Origin of the sequence: Plantactinospora solaniradicis, assembly GCF_042658085.1 — a bacterium.
In the GTDB taxonomy this organism is placed as follows: domain Bacteria; phylum Actinomycetota; class Actinomycetes; order Mycobacteriales; family Micromonosporaceae; genus Plantactinospora; species Plantactinospora solaniradicis.
On record NZ_JBHSPR010000012.1, the window covers coordinates 1 to 20,036 of the forward strand.

Sequence of the window (20,036 nt, forward strand, 5' to 3'; positions counted from 1 at the left end):
CTCGCCCTCGCTCACACCACCGGAACCCGGCGAACTCGAACATCTGTTGGGCACGTTCCGCGACGCCGGGATGCGCATCGACATCGACGTCGCCGGAGACATGGAGGGCGTGTCGGCGGCGCCCCGCATCGTCCTGCACGACGTGCTCCGGGAGGCCCTCACCAACGTCGTCAAACACGCCCGCTCCCCCGAGGCGACGATCCGCATCGGCGTCGACCACGACCAGGTCGACGTACGGGTCGAAAGCGCGCTCGGTGCGAATCCCTGGAGGGCGGGCAGCGGTATGGGACTGGCCGGGCTCGAACACCGGGTGGCCGCCATCGACGGGACCTTCCAGGCCCGGCCGGACCGGGAACACTGGGTGGTCCAGGCACGGCTGCCCCGCCGCCTCGCCGGAGCGTCCGCGTGATCCGCGTACTCCTGGTCGACGACCAGCCGATGGTCCGCGCCGGGCTCGGACTGATCCTGCGCAGCCAGCCCGACATCCAGGTCGTCGGAGAATGCGACGACGGCGGCGACGCCGTCCACGCCGTCTCCGAGTGCACCCCCGACCTCGTCTGCATGGACGTGCAGATGCCCGTAGTGGACGGGGTCGAGGCGACCCGCCGGCTACGGGCCGCCGACGGACCACCGGTCTGCATCCTCACCACCTTCGGAGACGAGGAGGTGCTCTGGTCTGCGGTCGACGCCGGCGCGGCAGGATTCGAACTGAAATCCGCCACCCCGAGAACCTCATCGAGGCAGTCCGCACCGTCGCGTCCGGCGGCACCTGGATCGACGGCACCCTCCTCGGCCCGATCCTCGACTCCTACCGACAGTCGACACGGCCGGCGACCAGCCACGAAACCAAGCTCGACGCGCTCACCGACCGCGAACTCGACGTCCTCCGCCTGATGGCACGCGGGGCCTCCAACCGGGAAATCGCCGCACACCTGCTCCTGGCGGAAACCACGGTCAAGACCCACGTCGGCTCCCTCTTCAAAAAACTCGGCGCCCGCGACCGCGCCGCGGCCATCGTCTTCGCCTACGACGCAGGACTCGTCAAACCACGGGGATAAACGACCATCACCGAGAACCGCACGGCCCTAACTCCGGTCACCATCGGTACCTCGACACCATCGTCTTCGCCTCCACGTATTTCGATCTCCAGCCGTACCGCGGTTTCGACATGGCTCGGTACGTCAGGCGGACGCGCTGCGCCTGTCGGTCATGGCGTTCCTTCAGGCGGAGAGCAGCTTGGCGAGATCGTCCGCGGACGCGGGACGACCGGGGGCGGCGAACATGCCGGCCGGATCGAGATGCGCGTGCTGGGCGGGTGTACCGGGCGCGAACCGGCGGCTTTCCGCGAGCGGACCCACGTCGTAGGTGTCATAGCCGAGCGAATCGATCAGCGCGGCGACCGCTTTCTTGGCGATCGGGTCGTCCCCTGCAATGGGCACGGCGCTACGGTCGGCGGCACCGGCCGGGCGCCCCAGGTTGGCAAGGTGCTTGAAGAAGACCGTGCTGAACGCCTTGACGACACTCGAGCCGGCCAGGTGGCTCTGGAGCAACAAAGGGGCTGGGGTGTCGCCGGCTTCGATCTCGGGGACGCGGCCCTGGCGTGCGGGGTCGTAGTTCAGGGTGTCGATGACGACCTTGCCCCGCAGGGGCGCGGCGGGGACTTGCCGGTACGCCCTGATCGGGACGGCCACCACGACGATGTCGCCAACCGTCGCGGCCTCGGCGGTGGTCGCCGCGCGGGCGCGCGGGCCGAGCTCCGCGATCAGATTGTGCAAGGTCTCGGGGCTGCGGCTGTTGCTGAGGACGACGTCGTGTCCGGCGCCGACCGCGAGGCGGGCGAGCGTGCTGCCGATGTTTCCGCTACCGATGAAGCCGATGGTGGTCATGGTCTCCTGCCGATTTCAGATAAAGTAAGGGGCGCCAGTCCATTCCGGGCGTGATGCAGCCCATGAGATGCCCGCGAGATCGCTCAGCGGGTCCGCGCTGCGGCTCGGTCGCGCCGTCCCCTGTTCGGCTGCAGGTACGAGCGGGCGACCTGGCCGGTGAAGAACCGCCCGAAGCGGGCGACGGTGCCAGCGCCACCGCCGCCGGTGGTGCGCAGTGACGACAGCAGGCGGACGACCTCCGGCAGGCTGATGGTCATCCGGCCGGTGGGTTCGATCGCATCGTAGCGCTTATCGGGGTCGACGACGGCGACAGCGAGGCGGGTGGTGGCGCGCCATGGGTCGTTCCGCCGGCGGCGGCGGACGTGTTTCGTGCCGAGCAGCAGCCAGGGGCGATCGGTGTCGTCGGTGAACGGCAGGTGGTAGGTCATGGTGCGTTCCGGGCCGCCGTCGACGGTGGCGAGCAGATGCAGGCGGCCGCCGGAGACCATGGCCGGGCGGGCGGTCAGGCCGGTCACCCGTACGGTGCCGTAGAGTTCGGCCGCGTGTGCCGGGTCGTCGATCATGGCCTGTAGGTCGGGTATTGCCACGGTCAGCCGTAGCTGGGCGGCGCGGGACGGCCTGGTCTCGTCGGCGGCCGCGGGTAGCCGTACCGTGCCGGTCATCGTCTCTGTGAAGCGGACTCCGGCTGTGCGCCTGCGAGCCGGGCTGCGCGCGGCAACTGCTTGCACGGCGGCGTCTTCCGGTGCGGGGCGGGGTGCGGCGTCGGCGTGCTGCGGCGCCTGCCAGGCGGGGTCGGCGGTGATGCGGCGGATCGCGATCTCGATGCACCGTTCGGCGACTGCGGTGATGGTCAGCGAGGGGTTGCCGGCGGTCGCGTCGGGCAGGAGCGCGCCGTCGAGGACGTAGAGGCCCGGGTGGCCGAAGACCTCGCCGTCCGGGGACGCGGCGCCGTGCCGGGGATCGTCGCCCATCGGTACGCCGCCGAGGTTGTGCACGGTGACCGGCTGGCGGAACATGCGCCATGTGGGTGGTGCGAACGGGGTACCACCGAGCGCGCGAATGACAGCGCCGGAAACCACCTGCTCGTCCGTGTAGAGCGGGTCGTTGCGGGTGGTGTCCCAGACGACACGCAGCCGGTGGTGTTTGCCGCGTAGCTCGATTCGGCCGTCGGCACGGTCACGGCCCATGGCGAGCAGCACGGCGGTTCGGTCGGTGCGCAGGTGGCCGGCGAAGGTCTGCGCGGTCGCGATGACGGTACGGGCGCTGCGGTTCATGTGGTCGGCCAGGTAGGACGGCAGGTGCATTGAACGGACGAGTTCCGCGATGTGCTCGGAGTAGCCGCCCTCCTCGATGACGAACCAGCGCTCGTCGTCCGGGTCGCCGCCGCGGATGACCGAGGCAGTGGTGATGGTCGGGCCGACCGAGGGTGCGAAGTCGGCGCCGAGGTCACGGCCGAAGCTGAGGAAGTCGCCGTTGCCGGAGAACCGGCTGCCGAGCGTGGCGGGCAGGTCCGGCAGTGTGCCGTACTGGTCGCGGCTGCGCAGTAATACCTCGGTGCTGCCGAGCGCGCCAGCGCACAGGAAGACGTACCGTGCGGTGACCTCGCGTTCCGTTCCCTGCTTGCCGGTGCCGGGATGTCCGTACTCGCGCAGCCGTACCCGGTAGCCCCGGTCGTCGGTGGCGCCGATCCAGACCGCCTCGGTGCGCGTGCCGACCTCGGCGCCGGCCCGCTCGGCCAGCGCCAGGTAGTTGTGGTCGAGGCTGTTCTTCGCGCCGACGTTGCAGCCGATGTCGCACTGCCCGCAGTAGGTGCAACCGCGCTGCGGCACGCCGAACTGATTGGTTTGGCCGGGGCCGCGATCATCGAAGGTGATCGCGAGGTTGGGGTGGAAGAACCCGTCGCGGTGGCCGAGCCGGGTGGCCGCCTCCGCCATCAGCCGGGTCTTGGGCGGCAAGTCGCGGTCGGTCGGCACCGGCGAGACGTCCAGCATGTGCGCGGCGAGGTCGTAGAACGGTTCCAGGTGCGCCCGGCTGTACGGGGCGGGCCAGCCGGCGAAGACCGCCTGCGGCGACCGGGCGGCCACGTTCGCGTAGACGAGCGAGCCGCCGCCGTACCCGGCGGCCCGTACGGCGAGGATGTCGTTGAGCGGCAGCGCGTCGTAGAGCCCGTGGTTGCACAGCCACAGCCAGCCGTCGTCCAGCCGGGACAGGTCGCGCGGGAAGCTGCCGGCGGGCCAGCGGCGGCCGCGTTCCACGACGGCGACGTCGATCCCGGCCTGGGCGAGCCGGCAGACGGCCACCGCGCCGCCGAAGCCGCTACCGATGACCAGCGCCTCGTAGCGATCGCGGGCCAGGTACTCAGGGGCGTCGTGCATGCCGACGAAGGTAGATGCCGGCCGGCCCGGCCGTCGTCGGACCGTGGTAGCCGATCTTCTCCGTCTCCAGGGGGAGGATCGGCCGCCGTCTCCGCCCCCGGGGGGAGCACCGCGGGCACCGGGCGCCCGGTGACCTACCTACCATTTCCGGTATGCCCGCACTGCTTCGTGACCGCGGCCGGTTCACCGTCCTGACGGCCGCCCTCGGCAGCGCCTTCGGGGTGCTCAACCTCGCCTACACGGTCGACTGGGGCTGGATCCTCGCGCTGCTGATGTTCCCGGCCCTGATCGTGCGTACGGCGTGGCGAACCATGCCGGGCTGGCTGCTGCTCGCCTGGGTGACGATCCCGACCCTGGTCGGTGACGCCTTGGTCGTCACACAGACCGCGTACATGGTGATCATCGTCGCCATGGCCGTGGCGGCCGCCGACCGGCCACGGCGGGCCGACACGATCGCGATGGCGCTGTGCCTGGTCTCCCCGTTCTTCATCTGGCTGCTGGGGACCAACGAGTGGTACCGCGGCATCGGCGCCTGGCTCTGGGCGGGCGGCCTGCTCATCGGCTGGGGCTTCGGCGCCGTGGTCGGCGAACAATGGAAGCTCATCGACGAGCTGAGCCGGACCCGTAGCCGGCTTGCAGAGACCGCTGTCGTCGACGAACGCCAGCGCATCGCGGGCAACCTGCACGACCTGGTCGGACGCAGCTTCACCGTGGTCCTGCTGCACCTGTCCGGCGCACGCCTCGTTCTCCACTCCTCGCCCGCCGACGCCGCCGACGCCCTCCGGCAGGCCGAGGCCGTCGGCCGTACCGGCATGGACGAGCTGCGCCAGGCGCTCCGGCTCATGCACCAGGGCACCTCCTCGCTCGTCCCGTTCACGCCAGGTAACCTCGACCGTCTCGTCGGGGACTTCCGCGACGCCGGCATGCAGGTCGACTTCGCCATCGCCGGCGACCTTGACAGCATCGCCGCAGCGCCCCGCATCGTGCTGCACGACGTGATCCGCGAGGCTTTGACCAACACCGCCAAACACGCCCGTACACCGCAGGCAGCCGTCCACGTCGACGTCGAACGCGACCGCGTCATCGTCACCGTCGAGAGCGCCCTCGGCCACGGCGCCACGGCCGGGACCGGCATGGGACTGGCCGGGCTCGGCCACCGGGTGGCCGCCGTCGGCGGCACGTTCCAGGCCCGGCCGGACCGGGAGCGCTGGGTGGTCCAGGCGCGGCTGCCCCGCCGCCTGGCGGAGGTACCGGCATGATCGGCGTTCTGCTCCTCGACGACGAGCCGATGGTCCGCGCGGGCCTCGCCCTCATTCTGCGCAGCCGGCCCGACCTGCGGGTGGTTGGCGAATGCGGCGACGGCACCGAGGTCTCCGGCACGAACCCGACGTCGTCTGCATGGACGTGCGTATCCCGCGCACCGACGGCATCGAGACGACCCGCCGGGTCCACGCCGGCGGCGGCCCGGCCCTCTGTGTGCTCACCACCCTCGGCGACGAGGACGTCCTCTGGTCCGCCGTCGACGTCGGCACCGCGTTGTTCTTTGCCACGCCCGGCGTCTACGCCCCACTCGCCATCGCCGTCGGCGGCGGCTACGCCGTGGCCGCCGTCCTGGAACGCCGCCGCATCACCGCCTTGAGCACCACGCATGCCAACCTGCCCCAGCGCACCGCCGACCGGTGGATCGGGTGGCTGACCGGCATCTTCGCGACACCGGACAGCCCCCGGATACCGGACACGCCCGAGTTCCGGATCCAGGCGGCCGACCACATGCTGGCGGGCGCGGAGCGGGGCCGCACGCCGCCGGAGCCGGAGCCGGAGCCGGAGGGACCGTACGACCGGTACATGGCGCTGGTCACCGCCGTGAACAACGTGCCGCCGGAGCGGTTCCCGTTCGAGTGGCTGGCCCGGCACGCCGATCCACGGCAGGGAGGAGGACGATCCACGCCGCCACCACCCCGACCAGCACTCGAAACAGCTTGATGACGCACATCCCTAGATGCAGGTACGCGGGCACCTGATCAAGCCTCAAGGGCTATAGGCGGCCAAGCCCACCAGCCGGTGAGCAGATGGATCCCACTCAGAGCGGCCTGCCCAGCAGCGATGCGAATCGCTACCCACGAGGGTGCGTGGTCGACGCCCAGCAACGCGTGGTACGCCCAGCGGATGCTCGGCCCGGGGAGCACCCTATTCGTCCCGCAGCAGAAAGTCGGTGACGAAGCAGGTGATCTCACCGCGCCCCGTGCGGCCGACCCAGGTGCGGTAGGTCCCGCCGCCCTCACCGGAGGGAAACGCGACCAGGACGTTCTCGTCACCCTCGTCGCCGGGGCAACCATCCACCTCGGAGCGAGGTATGACGGTAGGTCCGTCACGCATCCAGGCCAAGTCCTCCAGGAGCGTGAGCTGCCAGTCAAGTCCAGGGTCCTCCGAAAGCTGCTGGAACGTCTGTTCGTCGGTGAAACACCCCGCACCGGCATTGACGTCGTAGCCAGCGACCTCAGCATCGCTGCCGTAAAGGATGCCTTCCGGCAACGCGCGTTCCCAGCTTGCCGCCGGCTCGTCCCGGATGACAAGTCGTGCCGCGGCGATGCGTCGGCCTGTCACCAGGAGGTCCACCCGGTAGCGGCCGGGCGGCACGACTTGGACGAAAGGGGCTGGGGGGTCGTCGTATCCGAGCGGATCCGTAGCGACTATCCGACCGGTCGGCAACGAAAGCCACGTACGTTCGATCGAGGATCGTTCACCGTCGGCAGCCTTACCAACCGCGAACCGCTCGTCGTAATCGATCGGAGCCTCCTGCATGGACCCATCCTCTCCGCTCGACTGCCTACGCCGCGGTGCCCCACGACGCGTCGGCACGCTCGAACACACAACGAACATCGCAGATCATGAATTTTCGGCGCGGCCCCTCGAAGTCCGCCCGTAAGCCACCCCGTCAACGATCACGTGCGCGCACTGGGGTGCCGGCCGGGGATGGCTAGGGGAACGTCGCGGCCAGCGGGGTGTTGAGTCACCGCACATGCAAATGGTCCGGCTGCCGCTCGTCGACGGGGTCCTTGCCGGTCCGAAGGGCAGATGCCGTGCTGAGTGCGGCGATGCGGCGGTGTTCGAGGACGGTGGCGACGGCGTAGCCTCCGCCAGCGGCGATGGCGAGGATGGTGTAGACGCCCAGGATGTCGGTGGTGAAAAGGGAGGTGGCCGCGACGAGTGCGAGCCAGGAGCCGAGGGTGTAGTGCAGATTGTTGCGGCGTGCGGTGCCCTCGGCGATGTTCATGAGGCCGACGATGAGTACCGAACCGGCGGCCCAGAGCATGTCCTGCAGACCGGGCTGGTCGAATGCTCTGGTCAGGCCGGTGATGGCCAGGAACAGGGCGGTGAATGCGGTGCACCAGGCGATCCCGAGAAGACTTTCGGCATGTTTCCGCGATTCGCCCGCGCCCTGCTGAGAGCGGATGCCTGCGCGCACGCCCAGCACCAGGGCAGGTATCAGGCCGGTGACGAACAGGGTGATGGGCAGCCACGCGGGCAGGCTGAGTACCGGATCGGCGCCCTTGGAGAGCGCGGCCGAGCCGTGACCGATCACGTAGGCCAACGTGAAGCTGAGGTAGGCGCCGCGGCTGTCGACCTCACCTGCGGGGACTGCGACGGCCGGGGCCGGTATCGAGCGAGCGTTCATGGTGATTGTGTCCTTTGGGGTAAGCATGTCGGTGGCTCAGGAGTCCGCGACGATGACGACCTTGCCGAGCACGGTGCGCGACTCGGCGAGCTTGAGTGCGTCGGCGGCGCGACCGAGCGGGATCTGTGCGGCGATCTGCGGTGTCAGCGCGCCGTCGGCGACCAGGCGTAACACCTGGGTGAGGTCCTCGCTCAGCCGGGCCCGGAAGGTGGCGAGGCGTCGCTTGCCGGCCCAGAAGTTGTAGAACGTCGCGCTTCTGCCGTTGGGCAGGTGGTTCCACGCGGACAAGCGGGCAATGAGTTTCAGAAACGGCAGGGCCGCGTTGCCCGCCTCGCCCTTCGCCGACGCCGTGCCGTAGTTGACCAGAGTTCCGCCCTTGCGGAGCAGCCGCCAGGACTGTTCCAGACCGGTGCCGCCGACGTGGTCGAAGACCGCGTCCACGCCGTCGGGGGCGAGCGCGCGGATCTGGTGGTACATATCCGGGTCGCGGTAGTCGACCGGGGTCGCCCCCAGTTGGCGCACCGTGTCGTGGTGGCGCTGGGCCGCGGTGCCGATCACCCTGATCCCGGCGTGGCGCGCCAACTGCACCAGCGTGGAGCCCACCCCACCGTTTGCGCCCAGCACCACGATCACACCGCCTGCGCGGACGGAGGCCGAACGGTGCAGCATCTGCCACGCGGTGACACCGTTCAATACCACGGTTTCGGCGGCGGCCGCGTCGACTCCGTCCGGCACCGGAACGAGGTCCGCGGCCGCGACGTGAAGGTGGCTGGCCCACCCGCCGATCTTGGTCACCGCGGCGAATCGGCGGCCCTGTAGTGCCGGGTCCACCCCGACGCCGGTGGCCGCTACCGTTCCCACCACGTCATAGCCGGGTACGAACGGGAAGCTCGGTTGGTCGTAGTACTTTCCCAGGCGCATCTGCTGCTCGGCGAACGACACACCGGTCGCCTCCATCCGCAGAACCACCTGTCCCTCGCCGGGAGCCGGGAGCTCACGGGTCCGGACCTCCAGGCCGTCGGACTCAACCGGGCCCGGCAGCACGATCTCGGTGACATGTGTGGTGACAGATCCAGCCATCAGGTACCTCTTCGGCATTCACGCGTTGACTCAGGTCGGAAGTGCAGATCTGTTCGCTGTGACGGCACTTCGGCGGGCGCGCCGTCGGTTCCGCGAGCACGCCCGCCGATGGCGATCGCCGCGCTTCGTCAGTCTTCGTGCCTGCCGGGCGCGGCACTGCCGCTGTACTCGCCCAGGTCGGCAACCAGGTCAGCTACGTCGGGATTGTCGGCGTACCTGCGCCGGTGGATCTCGGCGATCTTCGTACCCAGCTCCGGGTCAGGGTCGTCGGAGACGTCGAACGACACGAACTTGTCGATCAGCGGCAGGCCAGCGCGGTCGATCTCCAGGTGTGCCGGGTGGTTCATCATCAACTCGTAGCCGGCGAGGTCCGCGATGACGGAGACGGCGCCGTACTCGTACTCTCCGCCGAAGTCGCGGCCGACAACGAACGACGTGATCGACGGGATCGCGTTGGACGCGTCGTGCATGGCCTGGAGGCCGGCCGTCACCTCCTCCGCCGTGACGCCGGGCCGGAGGGAGAAACGAATGCCGTGGTAGATCATGGAACTGCCCTTTCCTTGATGGGGTTGCGTTTCCGTGCGCCGACGGCGGCCGCGGCCGCGCCAGCGAGCATGGCGATTCCGGCCCAGGTGAACGAGTCACCGACGCCGAACGTCTGGACGACGGGTTGAACGACCAGTGGTGAGAGGAACTGACCGAGGAAGATCGCGGCGACGAGTCCGCTGAAGATCCGGCCGCGCCACGCTGGTGGGGCGAGCTCGGCCAAGCGCAGGGTGAGGTTGGGGATGGCGAATCCGACGCCGAGGCCCCCGACGAGCAGACCCGCCGCGATGCCCGGAACCGTGCCGGTGCCGCCGGCGAGCAACCAGCCCACGCCGAGCAGCGCGACGCAGACCACGGTGATGGCCGCGGACCGCAGGCGCCGGCGCAGGGCCGGGAAGACAAAGCCGCCGAGGGCGCTGGCCAGGGTGCTGCTGGCGACGATGACACCGATGAGAACGGGGCCGACGCCCTGGCGCGCCAGCAAGAACGGCACCTGCGTCGGCGCCATGTAGAAGACCATCGTGGCGACCAGGGCTAGGGCGTAGATCCCGAGCACGCTCGCGGTCGCCGTACGGCCGCCGCCGTTGACCGGTGCGGAAGCGGCGGGCGGCCAGTCCCGTACGGCGAAAGCGGCGACCAGCGCGACCAGCGCCGCCAAGCTGTAGAGCCAGAACGGCACCCGCCAGCCGATCGTGGCGAGCACGCCGGCCAGGGGCAGGAACAGCACCCCACTGAGACTCGCGAACACCTGCTGCAGTCCCAGGAACGACGCCCGTTCGGGGCCGTCGAACCAGTCTGTGATGGTGGCGTTGACCGCGGTCATGACACCGCCGACGGCGATGCCGAGCAGCGCCCTGCTCGACAGCAACAACCACAGGTCGGTCAGGAAATAGCCGGCGGTGCCGCTGACCGCGTAGAGCACGAGGCTGGACAGGAGCAGCGGTCGGCGGCCGACGCGGTCGGCGGCCAGTCCGGACAGCGGGGCGCTGAACGCGACCGTCAGCGAGGTGATCGTCATCGCGAGACGGACCAGCAGGGACACCCCGGGCTGGTCGGCGAAGACCTGCTCCATCGCCGGGAGGCTGGGGGCGATGATGGCGGGCGCCATGATGGTCAGCGTCGCTGCGGCGAGAATGGTTCCGCGCGCGACGCGGCCGGGTCCCCGGCGGTCCGGTGCTGCCGTCGTGCCACCGTACTCGTGTGGACCCACTCTGCGGGCGGTCTGTGGCTCGAGAGGCACGGGCAACCTTTCAGAATCACCAGGCAATGCGGGCGCTGAACGAACCGCCGATGCTCATCGCTCGGCCGATCAACACGCTATGACCGACCGGATTCGATGTCTTCGGACGACGGTGCCGTTCCGGTTGGCACCGTGGTAGGAGCGAAAGGGCCTGCTGCTACTGCCGTAGCGCAGAGGCCGCGAAGAAGTAGGCGGAACGTAGAACCACACGCAGGCGGTGTGCCCGGGTGAACCCGGTTCCGGTGAGGGAGGATCCCAGCCGTAACAGGTCACGGGGACCGATGGAGAGGACGCAGCGCTGGCCTTCGCCGGATACCCCATGAGCCGGGGCGATCTCGGTATGGAAGTTGGTCAATCCGACCAGAGCGCCATCGGCGCGCGGGAACGTACGGTCTTCATTCCCTGCACCTGCCACGGACGCCCCTCGACGTCGTGGAAGCGCAGTGCGTACGACATCGCCACCCGACGCGGTCCATGCCGGGAATCTCCGCTCTCAAGGTCATTACCACCCTCGGATCGCCGTTCCAGCGGGTGCTCATTCGTTCTGTGAAGACGATGCCATCGCCTTTGGTCATGGCATTGCACTCGGACATGAAGGCAAACGCCGCGTGCCTCGGGGACTTCGGTATGCGAAAACCGAAATCCATTCAGGGACACGCCATCCGGGACGCCCCGAACGGCGAATCACTGTTTCGATCGAACGTTCCGCTGCTGCCAGGATCGTGGCGGAGGGGTTCACCCCGGTCGCCGCAGGGAGCTCGGAGGGGATCGAGGCGATTACCGCGTAGCCGCCGTCGCGCGGTTCGATCCGTCGCACCTCCGCGTCGGTCACGGCGCGGGCGCCGCAGCGCTCCGCCACGGCGAGGTAGGTGTTGTCCAGCGTCTTCTTTGCGCCGTGGTTGCAGCCGATGTCGCAACCAGCCGTCCTCCAGACGTGGCCGGCGGGGGAAGTCACCGGGTCGCCACCGCCGGCCACGTTCGACGACGATGACGGAGAACCCGGCCTGCGCGAGGCGGGCCGCGGCCACCGCGCCGCCGAACCCGCTGCCGACGACGATGGCATCGGCCTCGTATGGATCGGTCAAGGCCGTTGCCAATCAATCGAAAGCGGTCCGGACGCCTGTCGATCAAGTCTGTGGACTCATCCACGTGGGCGGACGAGTCCTGCGTCGTAGGCGAAGACGATGGCCGCGGCTCGGTCGCGGGCGCCGAGTTTGGTGAAGATCGTGCCTATGTGCGTCTTGATCGTGGTTTCGGCGAGGTGCAGGTGGTCGGCGATTTCCCGGTTGGATGCCCCGCGGGCCATGAGGCGCAGGACGTCGAGTTCGCGTCCGGAGAGCGCGTTGACCCGGTTGTCGAAGCGTGTCGCGGGCCGTGCGAATTGCCGGTAGGAGGCGAGGATCGGGCCCAGCAAGGTGCCGTCGATCCAGGTGCCTCCGGAGGCGACGGTGCGCACCGCTTCGATGAGGTTCTCGGGTGTGGCGGACTTCAGTTCGAATCCTGCGGCGCCGGCGTCGACCGCGGACCAGAGGACGTCCTGGTCATCGAAGGTGGTGAGGATGCAGACCGGTGGTCCGCCGGTGGCCCGTACCCGCCGGGTTGCTTCGACCCCATCGATGCCGGGCATTCGCACGTCCATGCAAATGAGGTCGGGGGCGTGGCGGGAGACGGCGGGCACGACTTCGCTGCCGTCGCCGCATTCGCCCACGACCTCGATGTCCGGCTGGCTTCGCAGGATCAGTCCGAGCCCGGCTCGTACCATCGGCTGGTCGTCGACCAGCAACACGCGGATCATGCGGATGCTCCGGCGAGACGGCGGGGCAGGTGTGCCTGGACCACCCAGCACTCGTGGTCCGGCCCGGCCCGGAAGGTCCCGCCGATGGCCGCCACCCGGTGATCGAGGCCGGCCAGCGCCATGCCGCCGCCGGCGCGTCGGCGACGCGGACCGAGCGCACTCTCGATCTGTACGTCGACCCGGTCGTGGTCGGCGCCGATGCGGATGGTCGCCTCGGCGGATCGGGCATGTTCGGCGACGCTGGTGAGGGCCTCGCGGAGCACGTCGTGCAGCACCATCCGTGGCGCCGCCGACACGCCGTCGATGTCGCCGGCGACCTCAGTGTGAATGTGCATCCCGGCGTCGCGGTATGTGCCCAGGAGATGTTCGAGCTGCCCCGGTCCGATCGGGGTGAGCGAGTGGGACCCCCCGTGCATGAGCATCAATACCTGGCGCAGCTCGTCCATGCCCTCACGGCCCAGATCCTCGGCCTGCCGCAGGGCCTCTGCGGCTTCTTCGAGCGCCGTCGGCGAGGACGTGAGCAGCATCCGTGCCCCGGACAGCTGCAGCAGCGCGACGCTGAAGCTGTCCCCCACCAGATCATGCAGGTCCCGGGCGATGCGCTGCCGATCCTCGGCCAACGCGGCCTCGGTCAGCCTGGTAGGGGTACGTTCCAACTCGTCGATCCGCGTGAACTGCCGGCCGACGACATGGCCGAAACCCCATCCGATAAGCAGGCCGCCGAACCATAGCCACGCACCCGACCCCCGGTGCCGGTCGTTGGTTCCGAGCAGCCAGATCAGAAACGGCGACAACAGGCAGAGAACCATCACGACCGCGTCGAGCCATCGCGTGCGGTTGGCCGCGACCACCGCCAGAGCGGTGATGACCACCAGATAGGCACTGCGGGTGACGACCGCCGCATCGCCGACGAGCGTCGGGATCGTCGCCCACGACAGGAGAAGCCACCCCGGCATCGACCGCCAGACCGCGCGCACGATCAGCGCCGGAAGCATCAGAACCGCCAGAATCCAGCCCCAGTCCGAGGTGTAAAACAGGTTCAGCACCCCCAGGCCGGTACCGAGGACAGCCGCCCCGATCACGAACCCGTCGCGGTCGCGCAGCAGTGAGGGCATGTCAGGAATATAGGTCAGCACCGACGCCGGCGGCTCCGACCACGGTGCCGCAGCACCTCCTACCCGAGAAGGAGCGGATAGCGACCTTCCGGCCTGAGGGACGGCCGGTAACGGCACTCGACTCCGAGGACATCGGCGCCCGTCGTCTCCAGACTTCATCGGCAGGCGTCCGGATCGGCCGGAACGTGGCCTCGGAGCTCGCGATCCTCGCTGCCTTGTGCCGTTCGTAAACCCGGTTCTGGCTACGCTGCCTGCGAATAGTCGCCGACCATGCCGTGAAGGTCTTTCCGTCGGTGTACCCGGGTCGTGGCCAGGTCGACCACGGATGTCAAAGCGGCTGTCCCACGCGCTGGGGCGGAATGAACCAACCTTGCCGGGCGGCGCGCACCAGCGCGGTGTGCCGGTCCGGTGCACCGAGCCGGGCGGTGACCCGCTCGGCGATTTCGGCGACGGCGCACGCCGGAAGATCCATCGCGACCCCGATCCGGCCTTCGCACCAGCCCTCCAGGAGCAGGCCCGTCACCACCAACTCACGCCGGGTAAGCACGGCCCGGCCACCGGGCAGCGGGGACAGCACCACCACTCCGACCGCCTGTGGCGGCGCGGTGACACAGCCCAACACGGTGACCCGGACGAATCCCTCGAAGTCGTCACCGCCACTCGACCCGGCCTGGACCGGCCACAAGAACGACACCGAGCCCGCTGCGTGGACGACCTGCCGCAGGGCCACGCCGAGCAACGCCGAACCCGGGGCCAGCAGGGCATGTCCAGGCAGGCCCGGAAGCCGGAGCACGTCACCGCAGCGGGTCAGGACCGCCCCGGCCTGGGCGTCGTGGACGACCCGGCCCAGGGCCGCCACCGACCGCATCGGGTCAACGGCGGCGGCGATCCGGGGCGCCAGGACGCCGAGCAGATCCCGCTCGGCATCGCTCGGGTGGTCCGTTGTGTCGGTGCTCACCAGGAGCACCCCGAGATGCCGGCCGTCCTGGGTGAACAACCCGACTGCCATGCCCTCGCGGAACCCCGCAGGTAGGTAGTACTCAAGCCAGACCGGCAGTTCGCGGAGCGGGGCCGGAACGTCGCGGCGACGCTGCGGAACGGGCGAATTGGTCATTCCGACCAGCTCGACCTGGTCGAGCAACGGTGTGCTGCAAAAGTAGTCCCGGAGCCGGTCGTCGTACCCGACGCTGGCCAGTTCAGCATACCGGCGGTACCGGTCGTCGAGCAGGGCCAGCCAGGCGGCCTGGTGCGGGACCACCCGGCCGAGCAGGGCCAGCAACTCGTCCGCCTGGCCGCACTGCTGCGGCGCCGCGGCGATTCCGGCCACCTCACGAGCTGTACCCGCTGCGGACGGGGAAAGACGGGTCATCACGCAACTCCATAGGCAATGCGCACCGGTACCGAGGGTGCGTCGATAGAGGTCATCGGCGACCGCGTATCAGGGACTGCGGTACGTACAGGCCCAACCGGAGCGCCCGGACGGCGGCCAGGGTGCGGCCGGGGACGGTCAGTTTGATCAGAATGTGTTCAATGTGGGCGGCCACGGTCCGCTGGGCGATCACCAACCGGTTGGCTATTCGTTGGTCGGACCAGCCGTCGACCAGCAGGCCGAGGATCTCCAACTCCCGCCGGGTCAACCCGCGCAGGCCCCCGGGGGGTGAGGTCAATACCACCGCCGTCAGGTACGCCGGCGCCGACGACGGGCAGGGCAGCACCGTGATCCGGACGTGCTCGTCAGCCCCGTCCATCGACTGGTACGGGCACAGGAACGAGGTCTGCACCTGGCCCTCGGCCAGGCTCTCCGCTGCCACCGCGAGCACCGGCGAACCGACGCGCAGCAGCGGATGCCCAACGAGCCCGGGCAGCGACAGTACGTTGCCGGCCCGGGTCAGTACCACGCCGGCCTGCGCGTCTGCGACGATCTTCGCCAGGGCCACGATGGAGCGCATCGGGTCGACGGCGTCGGAGATCAACGGGGCGAGCGACCCCAGAAAGTCCCGGGCCTCGTCACTCGGGTACGCCGGATGGTCGGTGTGCAGGGTGATGAGTCCCAGGTGCCGACCGTCCGGGCTGAACAGCGTGACGCCGACCCCCTCGCGGAAGCCCGCCGGCTCCAGGTGTTCCGCCCAGGACGGCAGTTCCGCCGGAGGAACCGGGGCGTCACGGACGCACATCGGCGGGCGGTCCCGGTCCATTCCGAGCAACTCCATCTCGTGGTAGTGCTCCGAACTACGCATGTACGCGAGGGTGGGTTCGGAGTAGCCCGCGTCGCCCACGAGTTCGAACTCCCGAAGTTCCGGATTGAGCACGCACATCATGGATGCCGCATACGGCACGAGCCGGTGCAGCACGGTCATCAGTTCCGGCACCCGATCGGCCGCGTCACCCGGTCGTGCCGTGATCCTTTCCACCTCGACGGCGATCTCTGCCGCGTCGGGTGGGAGGTCAGCCATCCCCTGTTCCGGCACGTCGAAGATCTAGCATTGAAATCCACTCCTTCGCCTTATCGGTAGTCCTGTCAATCGACAAGAGCCCGCTGGTGCGATTACCTAGTGAAACGGCAAATGATGCCCCAGGACGCGGCGACTGTACGAAAGGAAGTTAGTTCCGACCGGTCGGGTGGCGGTGGGGCAACCATCGTGGAGGGTTTGCATGCTCCGGCGCGCCCTCCGCCCCCGTGTCCGGGCCCATCGGACCGATCAACCGAGGTCAGTTAGGTTCAAGCGATGAGCACCGACGAACCGAACGGCACACCACGCCGATACAAGATCGCCCCGGATCCGGCCTGGGACTGGTGCGACGAGGAGGACGGCGTGCTCAGCGTCGAACTGTCGTGGGCGCCCGACCCGCTGGCCGGCCGCCCGCCGGAGCTGGTCGCCAGCCCCGAGTTGGTCACCGCGCTGTCGGCCGAAAGGCTCACCGGCTATACCACCGGTACGGCCCGCGGCACCTTCGGCGACGGCGCCTTCGGCGTCGAGGAGGGTGCGACCGTGCCCGAACTGGTTCGCCTCATCGTCGGCGAAGACCCGGCAGCCGACTTCTCGTACGAACGGAGTCAGGGCCTGACCGTCTCGGAGCGAGCCCTCGCTCTGCTTCAGGCCCGGTGCCAGAACCTGACGGTGAAGCCCGCCGGTTGGGGCTGATTCCTTGACGGAGCCCGAGATGGATCGTCCGGGCCGTGTCGTCTCAGATGACGGTCGCCGACTCGTACACCTTCGTGTCCGAGGATCAGCCGTCCGAACTGGCCCGACTGGTCGTGGAGTTCGCCTCATAGGGATGGGTGTAGGTAGCCGCCGTTGAACGCGATCACGCCCGGAACCGGCACCGCAAGACTTGCGGTGATACTGGAGGGCGCTGTTGCGTTGCCCGTTCCTTGGGCGGGTGGAACCGATGTCGGGCTTGGGGTCAGATCGCTCTGGTGAGTTCGGTGAACGCGGCGGCGATCCGCGTTGCCTGGGGAACGTCCACGGCGAGTTCGTAATGGCCGCGGCGAAGGTTCTGCATGAAGGCGTGCCCGGCGATGATCGTTTGTGCGGTCAGGTCAGTCCGTAGCCCGCGCATCAGTCGTAACCGGTGTTTCAACTGGCTGTGATCGGCCTCGATCGGATTGTTCGCGTACCGCTCGACGTGGTGCCAGGCCGAGGAGATGAGGTCGTCGAGCACGGCCGGGTAGACCGGGGCGGCGTCAGTGACTACGTCGCTTGGGGTCACCTTCAGCACCCGTAGCGCCCGCTGGAAGACGCCGGGCCGCGGCGGCATCACGGCGAGCGGAGACCGGCACGTCGATCACCTGGCCGTGCTGGTCGACCGCCCGGTAGACGTACCGCCACACGCCGTTGACCCTGACGTACGTTTCGTCGACGATCCAGCCGGGAATCGGAACCCGCTGAACGCCGACTTCGGCGGCGACCAAGGGCGACGACTCGCTAGCCTCACCCGTCAAGCCTGCCTCAGCTCACGACCACCGGCAACGCAACAGCGCCGCTCAGCCGATGCGGCCGACGCCACCGAACAGGTAGACCTCCGGCTCGTCGGACCCCGGGTCGGGGCGCCAGCGCGAGCACGTAACGACGCCGGGCTCCAGCAGATCCAACCCGTCGAAGAAGCGCTCGATCTCCACCTTCGTCCTAGCGCGGATTGGCGTGCCGCCGCGCTCGGTGGTCTCCCGCATCACGCGCAGCATCGGCTCGCCGTGGATCTCCGCGGTGGAGTGGGTGAGCACCAGGTAGCTGCCGGTGGGCATCGCCTGCACCAGCTGCACGACGGAGCCGTACGCCACGTCGTCGTCCATGAGGTGGTTGACGACGCCGAGGAGCATGAGCCCGATCGGCTGCGAGAAGTCGAGCATCTGCCGCGCCGACGCGAGTATCGTGTCCGGCTGCCGCAGGTCGGCTTCGACGTAGCCGCAGCTGCCTTCCGGCGTGCTGGCCAGGAGCGCACGCGCGTGCACCATGACGAGCGGGTCGTTGTCGATGTAGACCACCCGGCAGCGCGGGTCGAGGGACTGCGCGACCTCGTGGGTGTTGTCCGCCGAGGGGAGCCCGGTGCCGACGTCGAGGAACTGACGGATGCCGACATCCTCAACGAGGAACCTGACCACGCGCTTGAGGAACGCGCGCTCGGACTTCGCCCCGATGGGGATGTCCGGGATGTGTGCGATCACCTGGTCGCCGGCGGCCCGGTCGACCTCGAAGTTGTCCTTGCCGCCGAGCCAGTAGTTCCAGATCCGCGCGGAGTGCGGAACCGTAATGTCCAGTTTGGAGCCCGCGGGGAGACCCCGGTCCTTGGTCATGAGGGCATTCTTCCGCGCCGAAGGAGCGGTGACGCAAGTGGGTCGGTTGGTGCGGGACAATAGCCACTTCCGATGAGTGGTGATGACGGGATCTGAACCGGGACAGGTGAATGGCCGACGGTGCACCCCATCCGAACGGCGGCGAGCCGGTCGACCGCCTCGCGCAGATACCGCCACACCGTGGCGACCGACACGGCGAAGCCGACCGCCAGCCTGGCCAGGGTGTCGCCGTTGCGGAGACGGGCCAGGGTCATCAACGCCTGCTCGTGGGCCGGCAGCCGGCCGTCCGCCCAACGCGGTACGGCGGGCACGGATCAACTCGCCGAGACGGGTCAGGCTACCCGCGGACAAAGGGATGCTGGCAACATCGAGCCATTTTTCATGGTGGCTAGGGTGCGCGTATGGCCTGGCCGAACGGCGACGTGTCGATGCTCCAAATAGGACGAAGCTCGCGGTATGACAGCAGTCGACCAGAACGACAGCCCTGTCTGGGAGCCTCGTTGCTCACGTATGTTGCCAGCATCCCCTTGTCCACCCGCAGCTTGACCCGCCTGACCGACCTGATCCGCGCCCTCGAGCCGAGATCGGCAGCCGGCGGCGGCTGCTGCCCGCCCACCAGCAGGCGCTCATAGCCTTGGCACTCCTCATCTCACAGCTCATCGAACCGGTCACCCAGGTGGAGCCCATCTCCCAGCACATCGGGACTTTCACCTCGCCCGTTCGTTTGCCGGTAGTGCTCAACATCCTGATCGGGGTCGGTGCTGTGGCGGCCAGCATGGAGCGTGCGCTGCGGCTGCGCTTCGGTTGGCTGCTCGACGGCAAGTCGGGATGACCGCGCTACTTCGCTCTAATCGTTGGGAGAGTCGAGGATCGTCGGTCCGAGGCATTGGCGCGACAGCGCCGCTGGGCCGCTTCGTACACGGCACGCACGCCTGTGTACGGACGCGCACGGCGGGTCGGCACGTGTCCTGCGTCGCGTCGCGGGCCGGTGCTCTCCCGATGAACGCCGGGAGTCGCTCCCGGACCCGCAGATCCAGAGGGCGGCCCACTCGGGGGCTCGCCACCTCAGATGAGAACTCGCCTCGTCTCGCCGGACGGGTTGCAGGGCATGTGGCGTGGCGTGGGACGGGACGCGGTTCGCGATGACGTGCGCGCCTACGTCGTGGAGCAGATCGGCGATCCGTCCGGGGTGCTTGTCGCCGATGAGACCGGGTTCGCCAAGAAGGGCCGCGCCTCGGCGGGGGGGTCCAACGGCAGTATTCGGGTACGGCGGGCAAGACCGAAAAGTGCCAGATCAGCACGGTCCTGTGCTACGCCACGGTCAAGGGTCAGGTGTTGATCGATCGGGAGTTGTACCTGCCGAAGTCGTGGACCGGCGATCGGGATCGGTGCCGACGTGCGGCGGTCCCGGACGAGGTCGAGTTCGCGACCAAGCCGCGGGTGGCGTCATGCGGGGTGAGCCGCTGCTTGTCCATGCAGTTGATCGCGAACGCCGCCTCGGTGGCGTTGCCGTTGACCACGGAGTCGGGCT

General features: G+C 69.0%; 18 protein-coding genes and 5 pseudogenes. 8 read left to right on the forward strand and 15 right to left on the reverse strand.

Going from position 1 to position 20,036, the window contains the following annotated elements:
• The 3 genes from ACFP2T_RS17595 to ACFP2T_RS17605 form a co-directional block, all read left to right on the forward strand.
• Window positions 1-409, forward strand: a 409-nt coding sequence (locus ACFP2T_RS17595) for a sensor histidine kinase (RefSeq protein WP_377422950.1), incomplete at its 5' end; no start/stop codon positions are given.
• Window positions 406-894: a response regulator gene (locus ACFP2T_RS17600; protein WP_377422952.1), complete on the forward strand. Its 489-nt coding sequence runs from the start codon at window positions 406-408 to the stop codon at window positions 892-894. The genes ACFP2T_RS17595 and ACFP2T_RS17600, both read left to right, overlap by 4 nt.
• Complete coding sequence (locus tag ACFP2T_RS17605) at window positions 894-1,058, forward strand: response regulator transcription factor (RefSeq protein ID WP_377422954.1); 165 nt, start codon at window positions 894-896, stop codon at window positions 1,056-1,058. The genes ACFP2T_RS17600 and ACFP2T_RS17605 overlap by 1 nt, the downstream gene beginning before the upstream one ends.
• Window positions 1,059-1,220: 162 nt before the next feature.
• Here the strand turns inward: ACFP2T_RS17605 and ACFP2T_RS17610 are convergent, their stop codons facing one another.
• Together ACFP2T_RS17610 and ACFP2T_RS17615 are read right to left on the reverse strand one after the other, a co-directional pair.
• Window positions 1,221-1,886 (reverse strand): NADPH-dependent F420 reductase, encoded by a 666-nt coding sequence (locus ACFP2T_RS17610; RefSeq protein ID WP_377422957.1) that lies wholly within the window; start codon window positions 1,884-1,886, stop codon window positions 1,221-1,223.
• An 83-nt stretch (window positions 1,887-1,969) separates the two neighbouring features.
• Window positions 1,970-4,261, reverse strand: coding sequence for a GMC oxidoreductase (locus ACFP2T_RS17615; RefSeq protein ID WP_377422959.1), 2,292 nt, complete (start codon window positions 4,259-4,261; stop codon window positions 1,970-1,972).
• 152 nt (window positions 4,262-4,413) lie between these two features.
• Here ACFP2T_RS17615 and ACFP2T_RS17620 point away from each other — a divergent pair, with 152 nt between their 5' ends.
• Window positions 4,414-5,520: a sensor histidine kinase gene (locus ACFP2T_RS17620; protein WP_377422961.1), complete on the forward strand. Its 1,107-nt coding sequence runs from the start codon at window positions 4,414-4,416 to the stop codon at window positions 5,518-5,520.
• Between the two features lie 412 nt (window positions 5,521-5,932).
• A pseudogene (locus tag ACFP2T_RS17625) lies at window positions 5,933-6,244 on the forward strand (hypothetical protein); the annotation flags it as partial.
• A gap of 204 nt (window positions 6,245-6,448) precedes the next feature.
• Here ACFP2T_RS17625 and ACFP2T_RS17630 read toward each other — a convergent pair.
• The 10 genes and pseudogenes from ACFP2T_RS17630 to ACFP2T_RS17675 form a co-directional block, all read right to left on the reverse strand.
• Window positions 6,449-7,063, reverse strand: coding sequence for a DUF4241 domain-containing protein (locus ACFP2T_RS17630; RefSeq protein ID WP_377422963.1), 615 nt, complete (start codon window positions 7,061-7,063; stop codon window positions 6,449-6,451).
• Between the two features lie 208 nt (window positions 7,064-7,271).
• Window positions 7,272-7,937, reverse strand: coding sequence for an ABC transporter permease (locus ACFP2T_RS17635; RefSeq protein WP_377422966.1), 666 nt, complete (start codon window positions 7,935-7,937; stop codon window positions 7,272-7,274).
• A 36-nt stretch (window positions 7,938-7,973) separates the two neighbouring features.
• Window positions 7,974-9,017, reverse strand: coding sequence for a medium chain dehydrogenase/reductase family protein (locus tag ACFP2T_RS17640; RefSeq protein ID WP_377422968.1), 1,044 nt, complete (start codon window positions 9,015-9,017; stop codon window positions 7,974-7,976).
• 128 nt (window positions 9,018-9,145) lie between these two features.
• Complete coding sequence (locus ACFP2T_RS17645) at window positions 9,146-9,562, reverse strand: Dabb family protein (RefSeq protein ID WP_377422970.1); 417 nt, start codon at window positions 9,560-9,562, stop codon at window positions 9,146-9,148.
• Window positions 9,559-10,803, reverse strand: coding sequence for an MFS transporter (locus ACFP2T_RS17650; protein ID WP_377422973.1), 1,245 nt, complete (start codon window positions 10,801-10,803; stop codon window positions 9,559-9,561). Before ACFP2T_RS17650 ends, ACFP2T_RS17645 begins: the two co-directional genes overlap by 4 nt.
• A 962-nt stretch (window positions 10,804-11,765) precedes the next feature.
• Window positions 11,766-11,900, reverse strand: a pseudogene (locus ACFP2T_RS17655) (NAD(P)-binding protein); the annotation flags it as partial.
• A 44-nt stretch (window positions 11,901-11,944) separates the two neighbouring features.
• Window positions 11,945-12,589, reverse strand: a complete 645-nt coding sequence (locus ACFP2T_RS17660) for a response regulator transcription factor (RefSeq protein ID WP_377422976.1) — start codon at window positions 12,587-12,589, stop codon at window positions 11,945-11,947.
• Window positions 12,590-12,594: 5 nt separating this feature from the next.
• Window positions 12,595-13,713 (reverse strand): sensor histidine kinase, encoded by a 1,119-nt coding sequence (locus tag ACFP2T_RS17665; RefSeq protein ID WP_377422979.1) that lies wholly within the window; start codon window positions 13,711-13,713, stop codon window positions 12,595-12,597.
• A 328-nt stretch (window positions 13,714-14,041) separates the two neighbouring features.
• Window positions 14,042-15,082: a GAF domain-containing protein gene (locus ACFP2T_RS17670; RefSeq protein WP_377422982.1), complete on the reverse strand. Its 1,041-nt coding sequence runs from the start codon at window positions 15,080-15,082 to the stop codon at window positions 14,042-14,044.
• Between the two features lie 52 nt (window positions 15,083-15,134).
• On the reverse strand, window positions 15,135-16,166 hold the full coding sequence (locus tag ACFP2T_RS17675) for a LuxR C-terminal-related transcriptional regulator (RefSeq protein WP_377422984.1): 1,032 nt from the start codon (window positions 16,164-16,166) through the stop codon (window positions 15,135-15,137).
• A 273-nt stretch (window positions 16,167-16,439) separates the two neighbouring features.
• On the opposite strand from ACFP2T_RS17675, the gene ACFP2T_RS17680 reads away from it, so the two are divergent.
• Window positions 16,440-16,856: a hypothetical protein gene (locus ACFP2T_RS17680; protein ID WP_377422986.1), complete on the forward strand. Its 417-nt coding sequence runs from the start codon at window positions 16,440-16,442 to the stop codon at window positions 16,854-16,856.
• 262 nt (window positions 16,857-17,118) lie between these two features.
• Here ACFP2T_RS17680 and ACFP2T_RS17685 read toward each other — a convergent pair.
• From ACFP2T_RS17685 to ACFP2T_RS17695, 3 genes and pseudogenes are all read right to left on the reverse strand, one after another.
• Window positions 17,119-17,545: pseudogene (locus tag ACFP2T_RS17685) on the reverse strand (DDE-type integrase/transposase/recombinase).
• Window positions 17,546-17,698: 153 nt separating this feature from the next.
• Entirely contained in the window at window positions 17,699-18,505 is an 807-nt protein-coding gene (locus tag ACFP2T_RS17690; protein WP_377422989.1) for an SAM-dependent methyltransferase, read from the reverse strand.
• A gap of 134 nt (window positions 18,506-18,639) precedes the next feature.
• Window positions 18,640-18,862 (reverse strand): annotated as a pseudogene (locus ACFP2T_RS17695) (helix-turn-helix domain-containing protein); the annotation flags it as partial.
• A gap of 277 nt (window positions 18,863-19,139) precedes the next feature.
• Between ACFP2T_RS17695 and ACFP2T_RS17700 the strand changes: the two are divergent.
• Window positions 19,140-19,337: a hypothetical protein gene (locus ACFP2T_RS17700; RefSeq protein ID WP_377422992.1), complete on the forward strand. Its 198-nt coding sequence runs from the start codon at window positions 19,140-19,142 to the stop codon at window positions 19,335-19,337.
• Between the two features lie 252 nt (window positions 19,338-19,589).
• Window positions 19,590-19,978: pseudogene (locus ACFP2T_RS17705) on the forward strand (IS701 family transposase); the annotation flags it as partial.
• Window positions 19,979-20,036: the final 58 nt, after the last annotated feature.

Excerpts from the sequence above, each read along its gene's own strand:
- ACFP2T_RS17640 (WP_377422968.1), bottom strand. The coding sequence starts at position 9,017 with ATGGCTGGATCTGTCACCACACATGTCACCGAGATCGTGCTGCCGGGC.
- ACFP2T_RS17675 (WP_377422984.1), bottom strand. The coding sequence starts at position 16,166 with ATGGCTGACCTCCCACCCGACGCGGCAGAGATCGCCGTCGAGGTGGAA.
- ACFP2T_RS17680 (WP_377422986.1), top strand. The coding sequence starts at position 16,440 with ATGAGCACCGACGAACCGAACGGCACACCACGCCGATACAAGATCGCC.
- ACFP2T_RS17620 (WP_377422961.1), top strand. The coding sequence starts at position 4,414 with ATGCCCGCACTGCTTCGTGACCGCGGCCGGTTCACCGTCCTGACGGCC.
- ACFP2T_RS17690 (WP_377422989.1), bottom strand. The coding sequence starts at position 18,505 with ATGACCAAGGACCGGGGTCTCCCCGCGGGCTCCAAACTGGACATTACG.
- ACFP2T_RS17645 (WP_377422970.1), bottom strand. The coding sequence starts at position 9,562 with ATGATCTACCACGGCATTCGTTTCTCCCTCCGGCCCGGCGTCACGGCG.
- ACFP2T_RS17610 (WP_377422957.1), bottom strand. The coding sequence starts at position 1,886 with ATGACCACCATCGGCTTCATCGGTAGCGGAAACATCGGCAGCACGCTC.
- ACFP2T_RS17635 (WP_377422966.1), bottom strand. The coding sequence starts at position 7,937 with ATGAACGCTCGCTCGATACCGGCCCCGGCCGTCGCAGTCCCCGCAGGT.
- ACFP2T_RS17670 (WP_377422982.1), bottom strand. The coding sequence starts at position 15,082 with ATGACCCGTCTTTCCCCGTCCGCAGCGGGTACAGCTCGTGAGGTGGCC.
- ACFP2T_RS17630 (WP_377422963.1), bottom strand. The coding sequence starts at position 7,063 with ATGCAGGAGGCTCCGATCGATTACGACGAGCGGTTCGCGGTTGGTAAG.
- ACFP2T_RS17615 (WP_377422959.1), bottom strand. The coding sequence starts at position 4,261 with ATGCACGACGCCCCTGAGTACCTGGCCCGCGATCGCTACGAGGCGCTG.
- ACFP2T_RS17605 (WP_377422954.1), top strand. The coding sequence starts at position 894 with ATGGCACGCGGGGCCTCCAACCGGGAAATCGCCGCACACCTGCTCCTG.
- ACFP2T_RS17665 (WP_377422979.1), bottom strand. The coding sequence starts at position 13,713 with ATGCCCTCACTGCTGCGCGACCGCGACGGGTTCGTGATCGGGGCGGCT.